Below are 19195 nucleotides of genomic sequence, written 5' to 3'. Positions count from 1 at the left end.
GGGCGCGGGTGGGCTAAAGTAATCGATGTCGCCAGGACACCGGCGGCGATCGGGGTGTAGCGCAGCTTGGCAGCGCGCTTCGTTCGGGACGAAGAGGTCGTGGGTTCAAATCCCGCCACCCCGACAGCTGAAATACCAGGTCAAGGGCCTGATCCTCTCTGAGGATCAGGCCCTTCCTGCATCTCCGGAGATCGTTTGGGAGAAATCCGGGAGAAGATCTTGGCCAGGGTCTCCCGGATGGCCGCCCGACCTTTGTCGGCACGGGCTCGGCCAGCACCCTTATGGATGCGCACTGGCGTGTGCCCCCCCGAACCAGCCATACCGTCCGGCTCCGGATGGCATTCGTCGGAGCACGGGAAGATCGGGGCACGGGCAGATCGGGGCACGGGCAGAGAGGGAGCGGCGACCGATGGATCATCCCGGCGGTCGGCTCGGCGGACCGGCCCCCGCCCTCACCGACCCGGCTGCGCAGCCGGTCGGGAACTCCGTGCCTTGCACGGCCAGCGCCGGAAGAACGCGTAGACACGGTGCCAGGCCGGGAAACCGGCCGACCCGGACCGCCGCTTGAAGTCGTTGTCGAAGGCCGGAGCCGGCAGCAGCGGTCCGATCTGCGCCCACCCGGTGTCGGCCATGTCCGAGGGAGCGCCGCACACGGTCCGGCCGGTCCACCGCGTTGCCGTACACGTGCGCGAGGCAATCACACGAAAGCACCGCCGAGTTGAACTCCAATGCCTCAATCGCGCACAGCTGCGACAAGCCTCTGAATTCGAAGAGCGCCGCGCTGGAGAGTGGGCGCGTCGGTCTCGGCAATTCGGCTCCGGCCGGAGAAGGGCCGTCCCGGGCGGACTGCTCCGTCTGCCGCCCCTCCGCCGGTACGCCCACTGGGCGTACCGCCTCGCGGCGAACAACTGCGAACGGATGCCAGGAGGCCCCTCGGCGTACGCGGTCAACTTCTCGCACCGACCATTCCCGCGTACGCGTAAACCGCGCCGAATTCCCTTGATCGGCCTACGCCCTACCGTGCCGAACAGGCCTGGATCACGGCGCCCGTGCTGGCACCTCAACACACTGTGTATTAATTGCCTTTAAGCCCTTCCGGGTTGCACCCGGGCGTGGCGCAGGAATTCTTCGCTCCTGCCAAGCCATGACTGCGACCTGGGCATATGCCGATCACTGGCCGTCGGTCGACGCCCTCCGGGATTTTTCACTCGTTCGCGCATCACCCCCTATCCGCTTCATGCCTACTCTTGTGCACATCTCTTTCCACGAGCTCTCGCCTCTCGGGCAAATGGCCATTTTCAGGCTGCCGTTGGAAAGAGGGGATTGATGAATTGCTGTCCGTGGGCGGGATGTCCGACGGACTCTCGCCTCTCCCCACGAAGAGAGTGGAATCATCGATGAAATTCAGTGCTCGGGGCTTGCCGGGTCGGCGTGCCCTGGCAACATCGATCGCGTCGGCCGTGATGGTCGCCGTTGCCGGGGTGGTGGTCACACCGACCCCTGCCGCCGCGATCGCGACGGCCGTTCCCCTCGGTACCGCCGGCAGCTTCGCGGTACTTGCCGGTCAGTCCGTGACCAACACCGGCGCCTCAACGGTCACGGGTGACCTGGGCGTCAGCCCGGGTACAGCGATCAGCGGCTTTCCACCAGGACTGGTGAACGGCGCGACACACTCGGCCGACGCGGTCGCGCTCCAGGCCCAGACCGACCTGACCACCGCGTACAACAACGCCGCGGGGCAGGCCCCGGACGCGAGTCTCTCCGCGGACCTCGGCGGCCTGACCCTGGCCCCCGGCGTCTACAACGCGTCGTCCTCCATCGGGCTCACCGGCACACTCACCCTCGACGCCAACAACAACCCCAACGCGGTGTGGGTCTTCCAGATCGGCTCGACGCTGACCACTGCGTCCGCCAGTCGGGTTCTGCTGGTCAACGGCGCCTCACCCTGCAACGTGTTCTGGAAGATCGGCAGTTCGGCCACGCTCGGCACGAACACCACGTTCGTCGGCACGATCATGGCGCTCACCTCGACCACCCTGAACACCGGCGCGTCGATCACCGGCCGCGCGCTGGCCCGCAACGGCTCCGTGACGATGGACACGAACTCCATCACCAGGCCTTCGTGCGCCACCACCACCGGCGGCACGACCACCGGCAGCACCACAACCGGCACAACCGCAGGCACGACCACCGGCACAACCACCGGCACGACCGCAGGCACAACCACAGGCGGACTTCTCGGCGGTGTCACCACGGGTGGCCTGCTGGGCGGGGTCACCACCGGCGGCCTGATCGGCGGCAGTTCCATCGCGGGCAACACCGTCGGCGGCAACACCGTCGGCGGTGGGAACACGGTCGGTGGCAACACGGTGGGCGGCGGCAACACCGTCGGCGGAACCGTGGGCGGCAACACAGCGGGCAACACGGCCGGGAACACCGGCGGCAACATCGGGGGCGGCCAGGGCAAGCCGCCGCACCACGGAAAGCCGGACCACGAAGGCAAACCCCCGCACCACGGAAAGCCGGACCACGAGGGCAAGCCCCCGCACCACGGAAAGCCGGACCACGAAGGCAAGCCGGACCACGGAAAACCGGACCACGAAGGCAAGCCGGACCACGAAGGCAAGCCCTCGCACCACGGAAAGCCGGACCACGAGGGCAAGCCGGACCACGAGGGCAAGCCAGGCAAGTCCGATAAGTCAGACAAGAAGCAGGACTACGACAAGTCGGTCGAGCAGTACTGACGCTTCGCCGTTCCGGTCCTGCGGGCGCAGCGATGCGCTCGCAGGGCCGGACATCGTACGCCCGTCAGGCACAAGGAAGTTCAGCGGAAGAGTCGTGAGAGGAGGGCCGGGATGACACCGACTGGCCCAGGAGACGTACTGAACGGGGGCGAACCGGTGAGTGTGAAGGCGTCGGACGCCTTTCCGCCTGGTAGCCCCGGCACCGTCCGTCGCGCGGTGACGGGACAGCAGAGGGGCCCCCAGCCCGGGCCCGGCGAGTTGTCGCGGCTGCCGCTTCCGCTGCGCGCCGCGACGAAGGGTGCCGCGGTCCTGTTGGTGTGCGTGTCCCTGCTGCACATGTTCTTCCTGTTCCTGCACGTAGCCCCGCCGAACCAGATCTCGCAGCGGTACGCCCGGCAGGTCCAGAGTTGGGTGTACCCGCTGTTCGAGCAGAACTGGCGGCTCTTCGCCCCCGAGCCGGAGTCGTCCGTCCCCCAGATCTCGGCTCGTACGGTCAGGACCACCGCTGACGGCTCGCAGCGGATCGGTGGCTGGTTCGACCTGACCGCCGTGGACGACGCCGAGGTCCGGCACAACCCCTTCCCGAGCCACACCAACCAGAACATGCTCCGCAGGGCGTGGACGGGCTATCTCGAATCCCACGGCAACAGCGACGAGTCCTACTCGGATCGTGCGGTGATGTGGCAGGAGTACCTACGGAACATCGCCGTGGACCGGATCACCGCCACACGGCCGGGCGCCGTCGACGGAGTTCAACTCCGCGTCCTCACACGGCCGGTGGCCGCCTTCGACGCAACCGGCCACCGCCGCCCGGTATCGCCGTCGGTAGTCGACACCCGCAATCTGCCCTGGTGGAAGGTGCCCGCGCATGGCCACTGACCGGACTCCGATGCCCTTGCTCAGCAAGGACGATGCCTCACGAACGTCCACGGCGGAGAACGTGCCGGTGACGTTCCGGCACCTCGGCGACCTGCTCACCCTGCTCACTCACCGCCCCGTCTCGCTGTATGCGGCCGCGACGCTGCGCATCGGCTACGGCCTGTGCTATCTCGTGTTCCTGTTGCGCGAACTCCCGCACCGGGACGAGATCTGGGGGCCGGGCTCCCAGTGGACCCCGGCGCTGGCGAACCGGCTGTTCGACCAGACCGGCTGGTTCAGCGTCCTCACGCTCTCCGACAGCAAGGTGTACTTCAGCCTCTGCTACGTGGCGGCGCTCGCCGTCTGCGTGTTGTTCCTGCTCGGTTGGCGGACCCGGGCGACGTCCGTGCTGTTCGCCCTCGTCGTGGTGTCGTTCCACGCGCGCTCGATCTTCATGACCGACGGGGGAGACAACCTGATCCTCCTGATGGCTCTCTACCTCACCGTGACCGCCTGCGGGCGCCGCTGGTCACTCGACGCGCGCCGAACCGCCCTCCGCGCCCGGACCGACCGGCCCGGCCGCTGGGCGCTGTGGCGCGCGGGCAGCGACCTGTGGCCCCAACTCGCCGTGGCCCGCGAGTCACTGACCACGGTCCTGCACAACTGCGGCATGTTCGTCATCGCCGCCCAGGTCTGCCTGCTCTACGGCTCGGCGGGCATGTACAAGGTGCAAGGTGGCTCGTGGCAGGCGGGAACCGCCCTGCACTACGTCGTCAACCTCGACCTCTTCCGGCCCTGGCCGACTCTGTCCGCCCTGGTCGACAGCTACCCGCTGTTTCTCGCGGCGGCCGGCTACCTGACCGTACTGATCCAGGTCGCCTTCCCGTTCACACTGTTCAGCCGCTTGAAGTACGCCCTCCTCGTGATGCTCCTGGGCATGCACATCGGCATCGCGGTCCTTCTGGGCCTCCCGATCTTCTCCGCCGCCATGATCGTCGCCGACGCCGCCTTCCTCCCGGACCGCTTCTACCGCGCAGCGGCCCGCGCCACCCGCCGTACCCTCGCCCGCCTGCGCTCCCGCGAGTCCCCGACTCCCTCTCGACGAGCTCTGCTCGTCCCGCCCCAGTCGCCGACCCGCACCCTCCTCCCGACACCACCCGCCGGACCGGCCGCAGCGCCGGCCCCGGCACGGGCCAAGCCGTAGAGCCGCCGGCGCGGGCGGTACGTCACCCAGTTGACGTACCGCCCGCGCCGCTCCGCGTACGCGGTAGGGCAGTAGCGGCCGTCGGCGCAGCCTTGGCCACCTGCCGCCAGAACCGCCTGGCGGCGCCCAAGCCCCTGACGCAAATCCCGCCACCCCGACAGCTGAAGACGCAGATCAGGCCTGGTCTCCTCCCGAGGAAAACCGGGCCTGACTCGTTTCTCGGATACGCAGGCACCCGGGCACATCGCGCACCAGCAGGCTCGGGCCCCGTCAGCCGGCGAATCCCGGGACCACCAGGCCGGACTCGTACGCGATCACCACCGCGTGAGTCCGGTTCTGGGCACCGAGCTTGATCAGTACGTTCCCGACGTGCGTCTTCACCGTCTCCAGGCTCACCGTGAGGGACTCCGCGATCTCCGGGTTGGACAGACCGGTGGCCATCGACCGCAGCACCTCCTCCTCCCGCCTCGTCAGGGCCGCCCTCGGCAATGCCTCGGCGGAGCCCAGCGGGCGGGGGGCGACCATGCGGCTCAGTGCCGCCGGGAAGAGGATCGCCTCGCCCGCCGCCGCCACCCGCACCGCCTCCGCGATCTGCCGTACCGGGAGCCGCTTGAGCACGAACCCGCTGGCCCCCGCGCTGAGCGCGGCGGTGACGTAGCCGTCGTTCTCGAAGGTGGTGATCACCACGACCTTCGGCGGTTCGGCCGACTCGGCAAGGAGGTCGCGGGTGGCCTCGATCCCGTTGCGACGCGGCATCCGGACGTCCATCAGGACCACGTCCGGCCGCAGCCGCCGCGCCTGCTCGACCGCCTCGACGCCGTCGGCGGCCTCCCCGACCACCGCGATCCCCGGCTGTGCCGCGAGCAACGTGCGCAGACCGCTGCGGGTCACCTCGTCGTCGTCCGCGATCAGGAGGGTGACGGCCTCGCTCGCGCCGGGGCCGGTCACGCCGACGACCGTACCGGCAGCCGGACCGTCAACCGCCAGTGCCGCGGCCCGTCCGGTCCGGCCTCGAACGCACCGTGCAGCAGCCGCACGCGCTCGGCCAGCCCGGTCAGGCCGTGCCCGGACGTCGGGAAGGTGCCCCGGCCCCCACCCCCGCCCGCGCCAGCGCCGATCCGGTTGACCACGCTGAGCTCCAGTACGTCCGGGGCGGCCGCCACCCGGACCTCGATCGGACCGCCCGCCCCGTGCCGCAAGGCATTCGTCAGTCCCTCCTGCAGGATCCGGTACGCCGCCCGGGAGAGCGTCCCCTGCACCTGCGCCGGTTCGCCCGACAGCTCCGGCTCCACCACCGCGCCCGCGTGCCGCAAGCGGTCGAGGAGCTCGGGCAGGTCGGCCAGGGTCCGGGTCGGCGCCGCCCCCGCCTCCTCCTCACGCAGCACGCCCAGCACGTAGTCCAGGTCCTCCAGCGCGGCCCGAGCCGACTCCTCGATGCTGCGCAGGGCTGCCCGCGCCGCCACCGGGTCGGCGGAGAGCACCTCGCCCGCCACCGCCGCCTGGATCGTGGTCGCCGTCAGCGTGTGCCCGATCGAGTCGTGCAACTCGTGGGCCAGGCGGTTGCGTTCGGCCAACAGCAGCTCCCGCTCGGCCGCCAGCGCGAGCCGCTCGGCCGACGACGGCCCCAGCAGCCTGGGCGCCGACCATCGCAGGGCGTTCGTCACCACCACGCACACGGCCGCCGCCAGCACCACGCAGCCGAGCGCCACCACCCAGCTCCAGCCACCCGTCACCCGCACCGACCGGCCGAACAGGCTCACCCCCGCCTCGGCGCCGAGCGGCAGGGTCAGGCCCGCGAGGAGCAGCACACCGCTCACCAGCGCCCCCGTCCATCCCAGTGCCACGTGCAGCAGCAGCCAGAGTGGAGTCCGCCATCGGTCGGTACCGGGTGAGCTCGCGGACCGGCGTACGGCCACCGGGACCGGGTCCGGCAACGGCACCCTCAGCAGTCGACGGGCGAACGCGATCAGCGCCCGCCGCACGGTGCGACCCAGCCCGACCGCAACGATCAGCACCGCCCAGACCAGCAGGGTCGTGATCATTTTCGCTCCATACGGAGCGGCGGGCCACGCCAGCGCGGGCAGCATCGCGAGGGGAAGCAGCGGAAGGCTCGCCACCACGCCGCAGAAGGCGAACAGCATGCCCGAATACGTGGAGCCGCTCAGCAGCGGCCGGATTCCCCTGATCATGGTGCGGCCAGTATGACCGGGCAGCTCACCGGGGTCCTCCCCCGATCGAGGGAGCGTTTTCTCCCGCCTTTCCGCGATGTGTGTCCGAGACCCCGGAAGCCAGGATCGTGCCCTGAGCGATCGATCCGGAGGACGGCCGATGAACACGCAAGGTATGGAAAGGTCGCCGAATGGCACGGCGCCGGTCGGAGCGGACCCGTCTCGCTCCGGCCCCCGGGGTCCCGGCCACGGTGTGCGGCCCGCGGCCGGCGGGAACGGCCCGGCCGGGGCCGCCGTGGTGCTGGGGATCATCAGCTTGACGACCTCGATCGCCTTCGTCGGCGGCCCGCTCGGCGTCATCGGCCTGGTCCTGGGCCTCGTCGCCCTGAGGACGGCCAAGCGGACCGGCACCGGGCGGGGCAGGGCCATCACCGGCGTGGTGGCGTCGGCCATCGCGATCGTGGTGTCCGTCCTGGTCGCCGTATTCACCGTCTGGTACGCCGACAAGACGCAGGAGTGCTACCAGCCCGACAGCTTCCGGCAGTACACGCAGTGCGTGCGCCAGCAGCTCTCCGGAGAGTGACCGGCGGCCGGGCGCGCCCCCGGCCTCGCCGACCTCCCGCGCCCGCATGGGCGCAAGGACCAGTCCTCCCAGACCAGTCTCCCCAGGAATGGACACGCATCATCGTGCGAAACACACGGACGGCACCTCTGCTGGCCGCCGGCATCGCGGCGACTCTCGTTTCGGCGCTGACCCCCGCAACGGCCACCCGTATCTACACGGCGGGGGTCGGCGACGTGGCCACCGGCTCGAAGGTGCCCAGGGACGGTCAGGTGCGGATCGGCAGCAACACCAAGACGTTCACCGCGGTGGTCGTGCTGCAACTGGTCGGCGAAGGGAGGATCAGCCTCGACGCCCCGGTCGACACCTACCTCCCGGGTCTCGTACGCGGCGAGGGCATCGACGGACGCCGCATCACCGTCCGCCAGCTCCTCCAGCACACCAGCGGACTCCCCAACTACAGCAACTACCTGGGCGAAGACGTCCGTTACTTCGCACCCCGCGAGCTCCTCGGCATCGCTCTCCGGCACAAGGCCGACTTCGCCCCCGGGAGGGACTGGAAGTACAGCAACACGAACTACGTGCTGGCCGGACTGATCGTCGAGAAGGTCACCGGCCACCCGCTCGCCAAGGAGATGGACCGGCGCATCATCAAGCACATCGGGCTGCGCCACACCTACTTCCCCGCCCCCGGCGACGCGACCATCCGAGAGCACCATCCCAAGGGCTACTACCGGGATTCGACCGACGCGCCGCTGCTCGACGTCACGGAGATCGACCCCTCCTGGGGCTGGACCGCGGGTCAGCTGGCAGCTGGTCTCCACCGACTCCGACCTCAACCGGTTCTTCACCGCGCTCCTGTCCGGACGCCTCCTCCCGCCGGCCCAGCTCGCCCAGATGCGCACCGCCACCGTCCCCGCCGAAGCCACCTTCGGCCGAGGCGCCCGCTACGGACTGGGGCTCGTGAGCAAGCCACTGCCGTGCGGCGGCCTCTACTGGGGCCACGGCGGCAGCCGCCCCGGGATACGAGACCCGGGGCGGCACCACCGATGACGGCCGCGCCGCCAACATCGCGGTGACCATGCAGCTGACCGACGAGGCAGCCAGGAAGCGTGTCGACAACGTCGTGGATACAGCCCTGTGCCGCTGAACCGCGTTTCCTGAGGGCCGGGCCGCCGAGTCGGCGGCGGAGCCGGAGACGGCGGCCACCAGGCCCCGTCCCACGTCGTCCTTCCGGACCCTGCGCCCGCCGCCGCCCTTGAGCGTCCCGACCGACCAGCCGAGGCCGTAGCGCCCGACGCTGCTGCCGACGTGGCCAAGCCGGGTGTCGGGGTGCGATCCGGGGCGCGATCCGGATCACGCCCCTGGGGAGTCGCACTCGGCGACCACCATCCAGAATGCACCTTTCGTACCCGCATGCGAATCTGGTGATGGCCCATCGTCCGAGATCCGCAATCAGGAGGCACGATCGTGGGCAAGAAGCAGAGTCGGCAGAACCGCGGTGCCCGCACCGGCGGCCACGAACGCAGCGCTGTTCCGGAGGCGAAGGAGCAGACGAGGCCTACGGCTGCCGAGGAGACGGTGCACTCGATCTCAGAGCAGGTCTCCCACCGGAAGCAGCGGAGGTTCGGCCACAACTGATCTCGTAGAACCACGACAACCGCCCTCTGCGGCGGCGCCCCCTCGGGGATCGCCACCGCAGAGGGCGGTTTCTGTTGCGCGTGGCAATTATGGGGATCCACTGGGGAGCCGGGGGTGCTGGGGGCGACTGGGGGGCGGGGGCCGGGGGGTGCTGAGCGGATCCGGTCGCCGCTTCCCGTGAGCCCGCAAGCCCGCAGGCCCGCAAGCCCTTGAGTCCGCGAGCCGGTGCGCCCGCGATGCCGCGCGACCTCCCGCCGATATACCGCCCATCCGGGGCTCGGCCGGAGGTTTATCTACGCGCGGAGCTATGGCGCCCGAACGATCATTCGGGCATATCAGACCAGTTCTTCCGCAGCTATTACCGGCCGGTACCAATAGCTGCTAGAAACGTGGCGCTCAATCAACCCCCCACCCACCCCCCACATTTCGGAGGGCTGACAGCCATGTCAGTACGGAGATTCTGGGCGTCCGCATCCACTCTGGTCCTCGCCGCCGTGGCCGCGCTGGGCGTTGCCCAGCCGGCCTCGGCAAACTCCTCGGCCGCCGCCGGCGGGTACGTCGCCCTCGGCGACTCGTACTCCTCCGGCGTCGGCGCGGGGAGCTATCTGTCCGACAGCGGCGACTGCCGCCGCAGCACCAACGCCTACCCCTACCTCTGGGCGGCTGCGAACTCGCCTTCCTCCTTCGACTTCGCGGCCTGCTCGGGCGCCACGACCAGTTCGGTGGCCGGGACCCAGCTGGGGGCGTTGAACTCGTCCACCGGCCTGGTCAGCGTCACCGCGGGCGGCAACGACGTCGGTTTCGCCGATGTCATGCAGGACTGCGTGCTCTCCGGCGAGGCCACCTGCCTCAGCAGCGTGAGCTCGGCCGTCACTCAGATCCAGAACTCGCTTCCGTCCGGCCTGAGTTCGCTCTACGGTTCCATCCGCTCGCGGGCCCCGCAGGCCCATGTGGTGGTGCTGGGCTACCCGCGCTTCTACCAGCTGAGCGGCAGCTGCATCGCCGGGCTCTCGGAGAAGGAGCGGTCGGCCATCAACAACGCGTCCGACGTGCTGAACGGGGTCATCGCCAAGCAGGCGGCCGACGCCGGGTTCACGTTCTCCAGCGTGGTCGACGAGTTCACCGGGCACGAGCTGTGCTCCGGTGACGCGTGGCTCCACAGCGTGTCGTTGCCGGTCTACAACTCGTACCACCCCAAGGCCGCCGGTCAGTCCGGTGGTTACCTTCCGGCCTTCCGCTCGGCCGCGTAGGACGCGGACGACGGAGGTGCAGAAGTGCGGCGGGCTGCCGGGAGTTCTCCCGGAGGCCCGCCGCGCTGCTGCCACGGTCAGGCAGATGTCGACGTGGCGCCCGGCCGGCACAGGGTCAGGGCGGCGAACGCGGCGAGTACGGCGGTGGCAGCGGCGGCCCACCAGCTGTGGCGGAACGCGTCGAGCGCCTCGCCCGACCCGGCCGGCGCACCGAGCAGCGTGACCATCAATGCCACACCCAGCACCGAACCCGTCTGGCGGGCCATCGTGGTGACGGCCGATCCGGTGGCGAATCGGGTGGGCGGGAGAGCCGCGGCGGCTGCGCCGACCAGGGTCGGGAGAGCGAAGCCGACACCGATGCCGGTGACCATCATGCCGGGGAGGAAACCGCTCGCGTAGTGCGGAGCCGCGTCGAGTGCGACGGCCCACCAGGCCAGCCCGGCGGCGAACAGCAGGCAGCCGAGTGCGGCGGTGCGGCCCGCCCCGATCCGGCGGACGACCGGTCCCGAGAGGACGGCGAGCACCGGCACGACCAACGGCCCCGGTGCGATGGCGAGTCCGGTACGGATCGCCGAGTACCCCCACACCTGCTGGCACCAGAGCACCGACGTGAGCAGCATCGCCGCGAACGCGACGGTGAAGAGCAGAGCCGCGAGGGTGGCCGTCGCGAAGACCCGGGCACGCAGCATCGGCAGTTCGACGACCGGGGCCGGATGCCGGGCGGACCGCAGCCAGAAGCCCGCGGCGAGAACGGCGGTCGCGAGCAGTGGAACCAGCACGCGCGGCGAACTCCAGCCCCAGGCATCGGCCTTGACCAGGGCGAACGCCAGAGCGCCGATCGCGAGGGTGAGCAGCACCGCCCCGACGAGGTCCGGGAAGGGGCCCTCCCGGTGCGGGCGGGCGTCGGGCAGCAGCCGTACGCCCGCGAGCAGTCCGATCACGCCGACCGGCACGTTGACGAGAAAGACCCAGCGCCAGTCCGCCTCCACGAGCACGCCACCGACCACCGGACCGAGACCGGCCGCGATCCCGCCGATCGCCGCCCAGCTCCGGATCGCCCGGGGGCGGCGCTCCGCCGGGGTGTTGACGAGCAGGAGCGCGAGGGACGTCGGCATCAGCGCGGCGGCTCCGACCGCTTGCAGCGCACGGGCGGCCACCAGCCAGCCGACTCCCGGGGCGAAGGCGCAGAGCGCGGAGGCGACGGTGAAGACCGCGAGTCCGAGGAGGAAGCCGCGGCGGTGACCGTACCGGTCGGCGAGCCTGCCCGCGACGACGAGCAGGGCGGCGAAGACGATCGCGTACGCGTTGAGCACCCAGGACAGCGAGGCGAGGGAGCTGCCGTCGAAGGCGTCGCCGAGTGCGGGAACCGCGACATTGACGATGAACAGGTCGAGATTCACGACGAAGACACCGGCCGAAATGATCCAGGCGGCGGCCCGAGAGGAGGGAGCGGAGGAAGGCGAGGAGGCGGAGGGAGGACGGGAGGGAGCAGCCGCTCGGTCAGCCGCGGACGCGAGTGAGTTTGATTTTCCAACTGTCATGGCGGCAAGGTAGCGCCAGTGAGTTTGAGATGGCAACCTTGTGGTGATGAGTGCTGCACAGGAAACCCACGCCCGCACCGCCCCGACGGTCACGCTGCCCGGCCGGCCCTGCTCGGCCGCCGCCGCGCTGCACGTGGTGGGTGAGAAGTGGGCGCTGCTCGCGGTGCGCGAGATCTTCTTCGGCAACCACCGGTTCGAGGCCATCACCCGTAACACCGGTGCGCCCCGCGACCGTCTCGCGGCGCGGCTGCGCTCACTGGAGCAGGCAGGAGTGGTCGAGCGGCGGCCCTACAACGAACGCCCGCCGCGTTACGAGTACCACCTGACCGATTCCGGACGGGACCTCGCGCCGGTCATCCGGGCGCTGCTGGACTGGGGCGACCGGTGGGTGCTGGAGGACCGGCCGGTGGTCATGATCCACGAACCGGCCGCGGACCCCGGGAACGAGGATCCGCACAGGGGCGGGGACGGGGACGCGGACGCCGATCCGCACGGACCGGCACGCACGCACCCGCACGATCTCGATGCGGCGTGGATCTGCCGCACCTGCGGCGAAGAAGTCGTGATGAACACGCTGGCGGTCGATGTCCGCGCCCCCGGGTGGGACCGTTCGGGGCCCAGGGCGCCAAGCCCCTCCGACGGCTGAGGGCGGCGCCGCCGGGAGGCGTCGTTGGAGGCCGGTACCACTGCTTACCTCGACCAGTCCCGCTACTTCCCTGGACGGCTACCGCTGCTTTCCTCGACGAGAGGCGACGGGGACGTCAGTACCGCTCGACGAGATGCTCACGGCCCGCCGGGGGCTCGTACGGCTCGGGCCGGAAGTCGGTGATCTCGCTGATCCGCCCCGTCGCGTCGAACACGAAGAAATGGATGGCGTGCAGCTTCTCGGCGCCGACCGTGAAGCGCGTACGGACGGCGACCTGCTGCCCCTGGCCGTCGGCCACCACCCGCTCGACGCGGACCCGCCAGTCCCCCGGGTACTCCCGGTTGAACCGCAGATACCGCTCCTTCCCGCGAATGCGTTCGCGGGTCTGCGGCAGGTCGTACAACACCTCGTCGGCCAGCGTCGCGGCGAAGGCGTCCCAGTCGCGGGCGTCGGCCGCGCTCCAGTACGTCTCCACCACGGCACGCAGATCGGCAGTCGTCGTCATGGTCCGAGTCTGAACCGCACCACTGACAATCGACCCTTGTTCAGGAATCGGCCGCCCTCGACGCCTTGATGGAGTACATCAGCGGAATGCGCGGCCGGTCGGCGGGGAAGCGATAGAAACCGTCGCTCTGCCGTTCCAGCTCCGAGAAGCGGGCGAAGAGCGAGGCGTCGTGCTCGTGCAGGAACTCGATCCGCAGTCCGGCGGCGGCCAGCGCCGACACCACCTCGCCGATCGGGTGCTGCCATTCGACGCTGCGGTTGTGGACGGTGGGCGCGTCGAAGTCCGCGTACGTGCCGGGCGTCTCGTCCACCCAGGCGTCGCGGCTGAAGTAGTCGTGCTCGACCTTCGTCCCGGTGGCGTCGTCGAGGCAGTCCGTCATCGGATGGAACTCCGCGAGATAGAGAAAGCCGCCCGGCGCCACGAGCGATGCTGCGGTCTCGGCCCAGCGGCGGGTGTCGGGCAGCCAGTTCAGCGCGCCGATGCCGGTGTAGACGATGTCGTACGACGAGTCGGGGACGGCCTGCGCGGCGTCGTGGACGTCGGCCGCGACGAAAGCCGCCCGGTCCTGGGTGAACCCGAGCTCGCGGGCCAGGGCGCGCGCAGTCTCGACGGCCGGTTCGGAGAAGTCCAGACCGACGACCTGTGCGGCGCCGTGCCGGGCCCAGGAGAGGGTGTCGACGCCGATGTGGCACTGCAGATGCAGCAGCGACTTGCCCGTGACGTCCCCGACCTCGGCGAGCTCGAAGTCGCGCAGGGCGTCCTTCCCGGCGCGGAAGGAATCGAGGTCGTAGAAGTCGCTCGTGGCGTGGATGGGGACCCGCTCGTCCCAGTGCGCGCGGTTTGCCTCGTGCCAGTCGGCAGGCCAGTCGGCAGGGGTCGATGCATGCATGCCGGGAGGTTATCCACAGGCTGCGGACGAAGCGAACGAATTGTCGGCGTTCCGACGCAGAATGGGGGACATGACTGAGATCACTGGCTCGACGACGGCCCCTTCCGCCCAGGCCCCCACCTCCGCACCGGGCTCCGGCTCCACCCAGGCGGCCGCTTCCGCACCGGTGTGGGAGCAGCGCTTCCGGGCGCCGCGGGTGTCGTTGCCCGACTGGGCGGAGGACGCACCCGACCGCGCGCTGTTCGTCTCCAATGCCACGGGCACGTACGAGCTGTACGCATGGGACCGCGCCACCGGCGAACAGCGCCAGGTGACGGACCGGCCGAACGGCACGACGGACGGAGTGCTGACACCCGACGGGGAGTCGGTCTGGTGGTTCAGCGACACCGATGGCGACGAGTTCGGGGTATGGATGCGCCAGCCGTTCAACGGCGGCAAGGAAAGTGAGCCGGGCGCGGCGGTGGACGAACCGGCGACGCCCGGCCTCGGCCCCTCGTACCCGGCCGGACTCGCGATCGGGCGGGACGGCACGGCGGTGGTCGGCCGCTCGACCGACGAGGACGGGACGACGATCCATGTCGTACGGCCGGGGGCGGCGCCCGTGGAGATCTACCGCCACCGCGAGTCGGCGGGCGTCGGCGACCTCAGCCATGACGGGACGCTGATCGCCCTGGAGCACACCGAGCACGGCGACGCGATGCACTCCGCGCTGCGCGTGGTGCGGCCGGACGGGACGACGGTCGCCGAGCTGGACGACACCGAGGGCGGTACGAAGGAGCTGGGCCTGTCCGTGCTGGGCTTCGCCCCCGTCGCCGGGGACACGCGGCTCCTGGTCGGGCATCAGCGGCGGGGCCGCTGGGAGCCGATGATCTGGGATCCGACGACGGGCGAGGAGACGGACCTCGCGATCGATCTGCCCGGCGATGTGGTCGCCGAGTGGTATCCGGACGCCTCCGCGCTGCTGATCGTGCACGGCTTCGAGGCCCGCAGCGACCTGTGGCGGTACGAGCCGGAGGCGGGCGGCGCCCCCGTCCGGGTGGAGACCCCCGCGGGTTCGGTGTCGGGTGCCACGGCCCGGCCGGACGGCACGGTGGAGTACCTGTGGTCCTCGGCCGCGCAGCCGCCCGTCATCCGGTCCACCTCGGGTGCGGTGGTGCTCGATCCGCCCGGTTCGAAGGCCCCGGCGTCCGTGCCGGTGGAGGACGTGTGGGTGGACGGGCCCGGGGGCCGGGTCCATGCGCTCGTGCAGCGGCCCGCCGCCCCGGCCGAGGGTCCGTTCCCGACCGTCTTCGAGATCCACGGCGGCCCGACCTGGCACGACAGCGACGCCTTCGCCTCCGGCCCCGCCGCCTGGGTGGACCACGGCTACGCGGTCGTCCGGGTCAACTACCGCGGCTCCACCGGATACGGCCGCGCCTGGACGGACGCGCTCAAGCACCGGGTCGGCCTGATCGAGCTGGAGGATGTCGCGGCGGTACGGGAGTGGGCGGTGAAGTCCGGCCTCGCGGACCCGGAGAAGCTGGTCCTGGCCGGCGGCTCCTGGGGCGGCTACCTGACCCTGCTCGGCCTCGGTACCCAGCCGGACGACTGGGCCCTCGGACTGGCGGCGGTCCCGGTCGCCGACTACGTCACGGCGTACCACGACGAGATGGAGGACCTGAAGGCGATGGACCGCACGCTGCTGGGCGGCACGCCGGAGGAGGTTCCCGAGCGCTTCGAGGCATCGTCCCCGCTGACGTACGTCGACGCGGTCCGGGCACCGGTCTACATCTCGGCGGGCGTCAACGACCCGCGCTGCCCGATCCGCCAGGTCGAGAACTACGTCGACCAGCTGAAGGACCGGGACGCGGTGCACGAGGTGTACCGGTACGACGCGGGACACGGTTCGCTCGTCGTGGAGGAGCGGATCAAGCAGGTCCGCCTGGAACTGGACTTCGCCCGGCGCCACCTGGCCCCGGAGACGGACCCGTCCGGCGCGTAGCGGGCAGGCGGACGGCTCCTGTTCCTCCCGCACGGAGCCGGCATGGAGCCAGCACGAAGCCGGTACGGAGCCGGCATGGAGCCGGGGACACGGGCGTCAGCCGGCACCCCGCTCCGTGCAACCGGAGCGGGGACCGTACCGTGGAGGGGTGTACCGGTTCCTGCTGACCCCGCGATGGTGGGGGATCAACCTCTTCGTCGTGCTGGCCATCCCGTTCTGCGTGTTCATGGGCACCTGGCAGCTCGGCCGCTTCGAGGACCGCGTGCAGACGCACGACGCCGCCGAGAAGCAGCCCGCTCCGGGCACGAGGGCCGCCAAGCCGATCGACGACCTGCTGCCCGTCGACACGGTGACCTCCGGCCGCCCCGCCACCGCGACCGGCCGGTACGCCGACCAGTTCCTGGTGCCCGGACGGAAGTTGGACGACAGGAGCGGCTTCTACGTCCTGAACATGCTCCGTACGGACAGCGGCAAGGCTCTGCCGGTGGTACGCGGCTGGCTGCCCGGCAAGCCCGGCGACACCGCCGTGCCCACCGCGCCGACCGGCGAGGTCATGGTGACCGGTGACCTCCAGGCGTCCGAGAACGCCGGCACCGCGGGTGTCGACACGGCGGGCGGGCTCCCCGACGGCCAGCTGGGCATGATCAGCGCCGCGTCCCTGGTCAACCTCGTCCCGTACGACGTCTACGACGCATGGGTGACACTCCAGGACACGGGTGCCGGTGCCCGTGCCGGAACCGGCTCAGGAGACAAGGCGGCCGGCGCGCTGCGCCCTGTACCGGCCACCGCGGCGCAGGGCACCGGGCTCGACCTGAAGGCCTTCCAGAACCTCGGCTACACCGGCGAGTGGTTCGTCTTCGCCGGGTTCGTGCTCTTCATGTGGTTCCGGCTGGTCCGCCGCGAGGCCGAAGCGGCGCGCGACCTGCAACTGGGCCTCCTCGCGGAAACGGAAACGGGAGCGGAAACAGAGCCCGATCCTGGGTCCGAGCCCGTGTCAGAACCCGAGTCCGAGCCGGAGTCCGGCAAGGACGCCGTGGGCACCGGAGCGGTCTGAGACCCGCGCAGACGCAGGACACGCCGGACACAGGCACACAGGCACACAGGCACAGGACACCGCGCACACGAGGGGCCCGCCGGATCGACGATCGACCGGCGGGCCCCTCATGTCATACGTCGTACGGCCTCAGGACGCGGGAGCCAGCACCCCGGTCCGGTAGATCGTGCCGGAGCAGGCGTTGGCTATCTTCGTCTCCGCGACCGGTGCCCCGGCCTCCGGCGTGTGCATCACGGCGACGCTGCCGTCCTGCGTCCCGCCGCCGTCCTCGCTGCCGAACTGTGTGACCGTCTCCGCCGTCCCGTCGACGCTTCCCGTACCGGTACCGGCAGCCGTGGCGCCACTCGCGCCGCCCGCGTCGTCGGTCGGCGACGGGCTCGGCGAGCTTCCCACGGTCGGGCAGGTGTCCTTCGGCACCCAGGCGAACTTCACCTCGTACGCCATCGACGGCTTCAGCAGCACCGTCCCCTGCTCCTGCGAAGGGTCGGGCAGCCCGGCCGCCGCGTCGCCCGCGGTGTGCTGGACAACCGCGATCCTGGCCGGGTCGGCCGCACCGATCGCCTGGAAACCCACGCTGCCGCTGCTGCTCACCGAGCAGTCCGTGCCGGAGACATTGGCGATCCGGAAGGTGCCGTAGACCGTGCCGTCGGCACCGGCCGCACCGGTCTCGGCCGAGGCGACACCGAGCTGCTCCGGGTCGCAGATCGGCATGGAGGCCATCGCGGGGTTGGTCGGGCCGGCGCCCCCGCCCGACAGGTTTCCGTCGGCACTCTGGCCACGGCTGTCGGAGGGGCTGCTCGTGCTCGTGGGCTGGCTCCGGCCACCATCGGCCTGCCCGTCGGCGTTGCCGCCGCTGTTCTTGTCGCCGGACTGCGAGCCGGTGTCGCTGCCGTTGCCGCCCTGCGCCTGCTCGCCGTGCCCGGCTATCGCGGGGTTGGCGGTGTTCGAACCGTCGGAGTTCGCGACATGGACGAAGGCGGGAACCGCGGTGCCGATGAGCAGCGCCGCGGCCGCCAGGCCGACGACGGCCTGCCGCCGCTTGGCGCGCCGGACGGGAACCGCGCGTTGCAGATGGTCGAGCGTGCCGTCGGTGGGCTCGATGTTCCGGACGGCGCCGCGCAGCATGCGGCGCAGCGCGACCTCGTCGAGGTCCGCACCGCCACCGGCCCCCGGGCCACCGTGCGGGCCCGAGTCCGGACCCGGGCCGAAGAGACTGCTCAGACTGCCCAGCTCAGCGGTCTCGGCTGCCCCGGCAGATTCAGCATCCCCATCAGCCCCGGCCGGCCCGGCCGCGTCCGCGTCCCGGTTCACCCGTGAGGCATTCTCCGGCCCGTGGTTCACAATTCCGTTTCCAGTCCGGTCAATCCGACGCTCGCGCCGATGCTCGCCTTCGGGGCCGTGCTCACGCTCGGGGCCGTGCTCACGTTCAAGGCCGTGTTCAGGTTTGGAGCCGTGCTCACGTTCGGGGCCGTTCTCGTACTCGCGGTCGCGCCGGCTCATCCCTGCGCCTCCATCACGACGCGCAGTGCCGCGATCCCACGGGAGCCGTAGGCCTTGACCGAGCCCAGGGATATCCCCAGCGTCTCGGCCACCTGGACCTCCGTCATGTCCGCGAAGTAACGCAGCACCAGTACCTCCCGCTGGCGCCGTTGCAGCCCCCGCATCGCCTTGATCAGCGCATCCCGCTCCAGTTGGTCGTACGCACCCTCCTCCGCGCTCGCCATGTCCGGCATGGGCTTGGAGAGCAGCTTCAGCCCGAGGATGCGGCGCCGCAGCGCGGAGCGCGAGAGGTTGACGACGGTCTGGCGCAGATACGCGAGTGTCTTCTCGGGGTCCCGTACCCGGTTGCGCGCCGAGTGCACCCGGATAAACGCCTCCTGCACCACGTCCTCGCAGGAGGCCGTGTCGTCCAGGAGCAGGGCTGCGAGACCGAGCAACGACCTGTAGTGGGCGCGATAGGTCTCGGTGAGGTGGTCGACGGTGGTTCCGGCAGCCACGCCCTCCTCAGCGCCCTCGCGCTGCGAGGGCAGCCGTGCGGGACGCGCAGCGGGCATGGGCGCAATCACCGGCATACCGCCGGGTGCGCGGGGCCGTCGGAGCGGACGCACCGAAGCGCCGCGCAAGGGGCCCACCACTGTGATATCGAGAACCT

General features: G+C 70.7%; 16 protein-coding genes, 1 tRNA gene and 1 pseudogene. 11 read left to right on the top strand and 7 right to left on the bottom strand.

Going from position 1 to position 19195, the window contains the following annotated elements; translation table 11 throughout:
• The first annotated feature begins 50 nt into the window (after positions 1–50).
• The 4 genes from OG611_RS09460 to OG611_RS09445 all read left to right on the top strand — a co-directional run bounded on the left by OG611_RS09460 (position 51) and on the right by OG611_RS09445 (position 4806).
• Positions 51–124 (top strand) — tRNA-Pro (locus OG611_RS09460).
• 1339 nt (positions 125–1463) lie between these two features.
• Positions 1464–2744, top strand: coding sequence for an ice-binding family protein (locus OG611_RS09455; RefSeq protein WP_266425691.1), 1281 nt, complete (start codon positions 1464–1466; stop codon positions 2742–2744).
• A 111-nt stretch (positions 2745–2855) separates the two neighbouring features.
• Positions 2856–3623, top strand: coding sequence for a DUF5819 family protein (locus OG611_RS09450; protein WP_266417446.1), 768 nt, complete (start codon positions 2856–2858; stop codon positions 3621–3623).
• Entirely contained in the window at positions 3613–4806 is a 1194-nt protein-coding gene (locus OG611_RS09445; protein WP_266417444.1) for an HTTM domain-containing protein, read from the top strand. Before OG611_RS09450 ends, OG611_RS09445 begins: the two co-directional genes overlap by 11 nt.
• 270 nt (positions 4807–5076) lie before the next feature.
• Here OG611_RS09445 and OG611_RS09440 read toward each other — a convergent pair whose 3' ends face one another.
• Complete coding sequence (locus tag OG611_RS09440) at positions 5077–5754, bottom strand: response regulator transcription factor (protein ID WP_266417442.1); 678 nt, start codon at positions 5752–5754, stop codon at positions 5077–5079.
• Complete coding sequence (locus OG611_RS09435) at positions 5751–6995, bottom strand: sensor histidine kinase (protein WP_266417441.1); 1245 nt, start codon at positions 6993–6995, stop codon at positions 5751–5753. Before OG611_RS09435 ends, OG611_RS09440 begins: the two co-directional genes overlap by 4 nt.
• Positions 6996–7290: 295 nt before the next feature.
• Here OG611_RS09435 and OG611_RS09430 point away from each other — a divergent pair, with 295 nt between their 5' ends.
• From OG611_RS09430 to OG611_RS09415, 4 genes and pseudogenes are all read left to right on the top strand, one after another.
• Positions 7291–7557 carry a DUF4190 domain-containing protein gene (locus OG611_RS09430; protein ID WP_266417440.1) on the top strand — a complete coding sequence of 89 codons (267 nt, stop codon included), beginning with the start codon at positions 7291–7293 and terminating at the stop codon, positions 7555–7557.
• A gap of 143 nt (positions 7558–7700) precedes the next feature.
• Positions 7701–8686, top strand: a pseudogene (locus OG611_RS09425) (serine hydrolase domain-containing protein).
• Between the two features lie 320 nt (positions 8687–9006).
• Positions 9007–9177 (top strand): hypothetical protein, encoded by a 171-nt coding sequence (locus OG611_RS09420; protein ID WP_266417439.1) that lies wholly within the window; start codon positions 9007–9009, stop codon positions 9175–9177.
• Positions 9178–9620: 443 nt separating this feature from the next.
• Positions 9621–10427, top strand: a complete 807-nt coding sequence (locus OG611_RS09415; RefSeq protein WP_266417436.1) for an SGNH/GDSL hydrolase family protein — start codon at positions 9621–9623, stop codon at positions 10425–10427.
• A gap of 77 nt (positions 10428–10504) precedes the next feature.
• On the opposite strand, the gene OG611_RS09410 is transcribed toward OG611_RS09415, so the two are convergent.
• Positions 10505–11968, bottom strand: coding sequence for a DHA2 family efflux MFS transporter permease subunit (locus OG611_RS09410; RefSeq protein WP_266417434.1), 1464 nt, complete (start codon positions 11966–11968; stop codon positions 10505–10507).
• Between the two features lie 46 nt (positions 11969–12014).
• Between OG611_RS09410 and OG611_RS09405 the strand changes: the two genes are divergently transcribed.
• On the top strand, positions 12015–12614 hold the full coding sequence (locus OG611_RS09405; RefSeq protein WP_266417432.1) for a helix-turn-helix domain-containing protein: 600 nt from the start codon (positions 12015–12017) through the stop codon (positions 12612–12614).
• 115 nt (positions 12615–12729) lie between these two features.
• Here OG611_RS09405 and OG611_RS09400 read toward each other — a convergent pair whose 3' ends face one another.
• Together OG611_RS09400 and OG611_RS09395 are read right to left on the bottom strand one after the other, a co-directional pair.
• Positions 12730–13119, bottom strand: a complete 390-nt coding sequence (locus OG611_RS09400) for a nuclear transport factor 2 family protein (protein ID WP_266417430.1) — start codon at positions 13117–13119, stop codon at positions 12730–12732.
• Positions 13120–13159: 40 nt separating this feature from the next.
• Positions 13160–14008 carry a bifunctional 2-polyprenyl-6-hydroxyphenol methylase/3-demethylubiquinol 3-O-methyltransferase UbiG gene (locus OG611_RS09395; RefSeq protein WP_266417428.1) on the bottom strand — a complete coding sequence of 283 codons (849 nt, stop codon included), beginning with the start codon at positions 14006–14008 and terminating at the stop codon, positions 13160–13162.
• 61 nt (positions 14009–14069) lie between these two features.
• On the opposite strand from OG611_RS09395, the gene OG611_RS09390 reads away from it, so the two are divergent.
• Together OG611_RS09390 and OG611_RS09385 are read left to right on the top strand one after the other, a co-directional pair.
• A complete protein-coding gene (locus tag OG611_RS09390; protein ID WP_266417426.1) occupies positions 14070–15989 on the top strand; it encodes a prolyl oligopeptidase family serine peptidase in 1920 nt (639 codons plus the stop codon).
• A 148-nt stretch (positions 15990–16137) separates the two neighbouring features.
• A complete protein-coding gene (locus OG611_RS09385) occupies positions 16138–17043 on the top strand; it encodes an SURF1 family protein (RefSeq protein WP_266417423.1) in 906 nt (301 codons plus the stop codon).
• 129 nt (positions 17044–17172) lie between these two features.
• Here the strand turns inward: OG611_RS09385 and OG611_RS09380 are convergent, their stop codons facing one another.
• Together OG611_RS09380 and OG611_RS09375 are read right to left on the bottom strand one after the other, a co-directional pair.
• Positions 17173–18354 (bottom strand): hypothetical protein, encoded by a 1182-nt coding sequence (locus OG611_RS09380; RefSeq protein ID WP_266417420.1) that lies wholly within the window; start codon positions 18352–18354, stop codon positions 17173–17175.
• A gap of 185 nt (positions 18355–18539) precedes the next feature.
• On the bottom strand, positions 18540–19115 hold the full coding sequence (locus OG611_RS09375) for a SigE family RNA polymerase sigma factor (protein WP_266417417.1): 576 nt from the start codon (positions 19113–19115) through the stop codon (positions 18540–18542).
• Positions 19116–19195 lie beyond the last annotated feature (80 nt).

Source organism: Streptomyces sp. NBC_01363 (assembly GCF_026340595.1).
Lineage (GTDB): Bacteria > Actinomycetota > Actinomycetes > Streptomycetales > Streptomycetaceae > Streptomyces.
The sequence above is the reverse complement of the archived record's forward strand: the minus strand, read 5'-3'. Positions and strand labels throughout refer to the sequence as shown.

Bases quoted from the DNA above. Each gene is read 5' to 3' on its own strand.
- OG611_RS09455 (WP_266425691.1), top strand. From the start codon at position 1,464: ATGGTCGCCGTTGCCGGGGTGGTGGTCACACCGACCCCTGCCGCCGCG.
- OG611_RS09450 (WP_266417446.1), top strand. From the start codon at position 2,856: ATGACACCGACTGGCCCAGGAGACGTACTGAACGGGGGCGAACCGGTG.
- OG611_RS09445 (WP_266417444.1), top strand. From the start codon at position 3,613: ATGGCCACTGACCGGACTCCGATGCCCTTGCTCAGCAAGGACGATGCC.
- OG611_RS09435 (WP_266417441.1), bottom strand. From the start codon at position 6,995: ATGATCAGGGGAATCCGGCCGCTGCTGAGCGGCTCCACGTATTCGGGC.
- OG611_RS09415 (WP_266417436.1), top strand. From the start codon at position 9,621: ATGTCAGTACGGAGATTCTGGGCGTCCGCATCCACTCTGGTCCTCGCC.
- OG611_RS09410 (WP_266417434.1), bottom strand. From the start codon at position 11,968: ATGACAGTTGGAAAATCAAACTCACTCGCGTCCGCGGCTGACCGAGCG.
- OG611_RS09405 (WP_266417432.1), top strand. From the start codon at position 12,015: ATGAGTGCTGCACAGGAAACCCACGCCCGCACCGCCCCGACGGTCACG.
- OG611_RS09400 (WP_266417430.1), bottom strand. From the start codon at position 13,119: ATGACGACGACTGCCGATCTGCGTGCCGTGGTGGAGACGTACTGGAGC.
- OG611_RS09395 (WP_266417428.1), bottom strand. From the start codon at position 14,008: ATGCATGCATCGACCCCTGCCGACTGGCCTGCCGACTGGCACGAGGCA.
- OG611_RS09390 (WP_266417426.1), top strand. From the start codon at position 14,070: ATGGGGGACATGACTGAGATCACTGGCTCGACGACGGCCCCTTCCGCC.
- OG611_RS09375 (WP_266417417.1), bottom strand. From the start codon at position 19,115: ATGCCGGTGATTGCGCCCATGCCCGCTGCGCGTCCCGCACGGCTGCCC.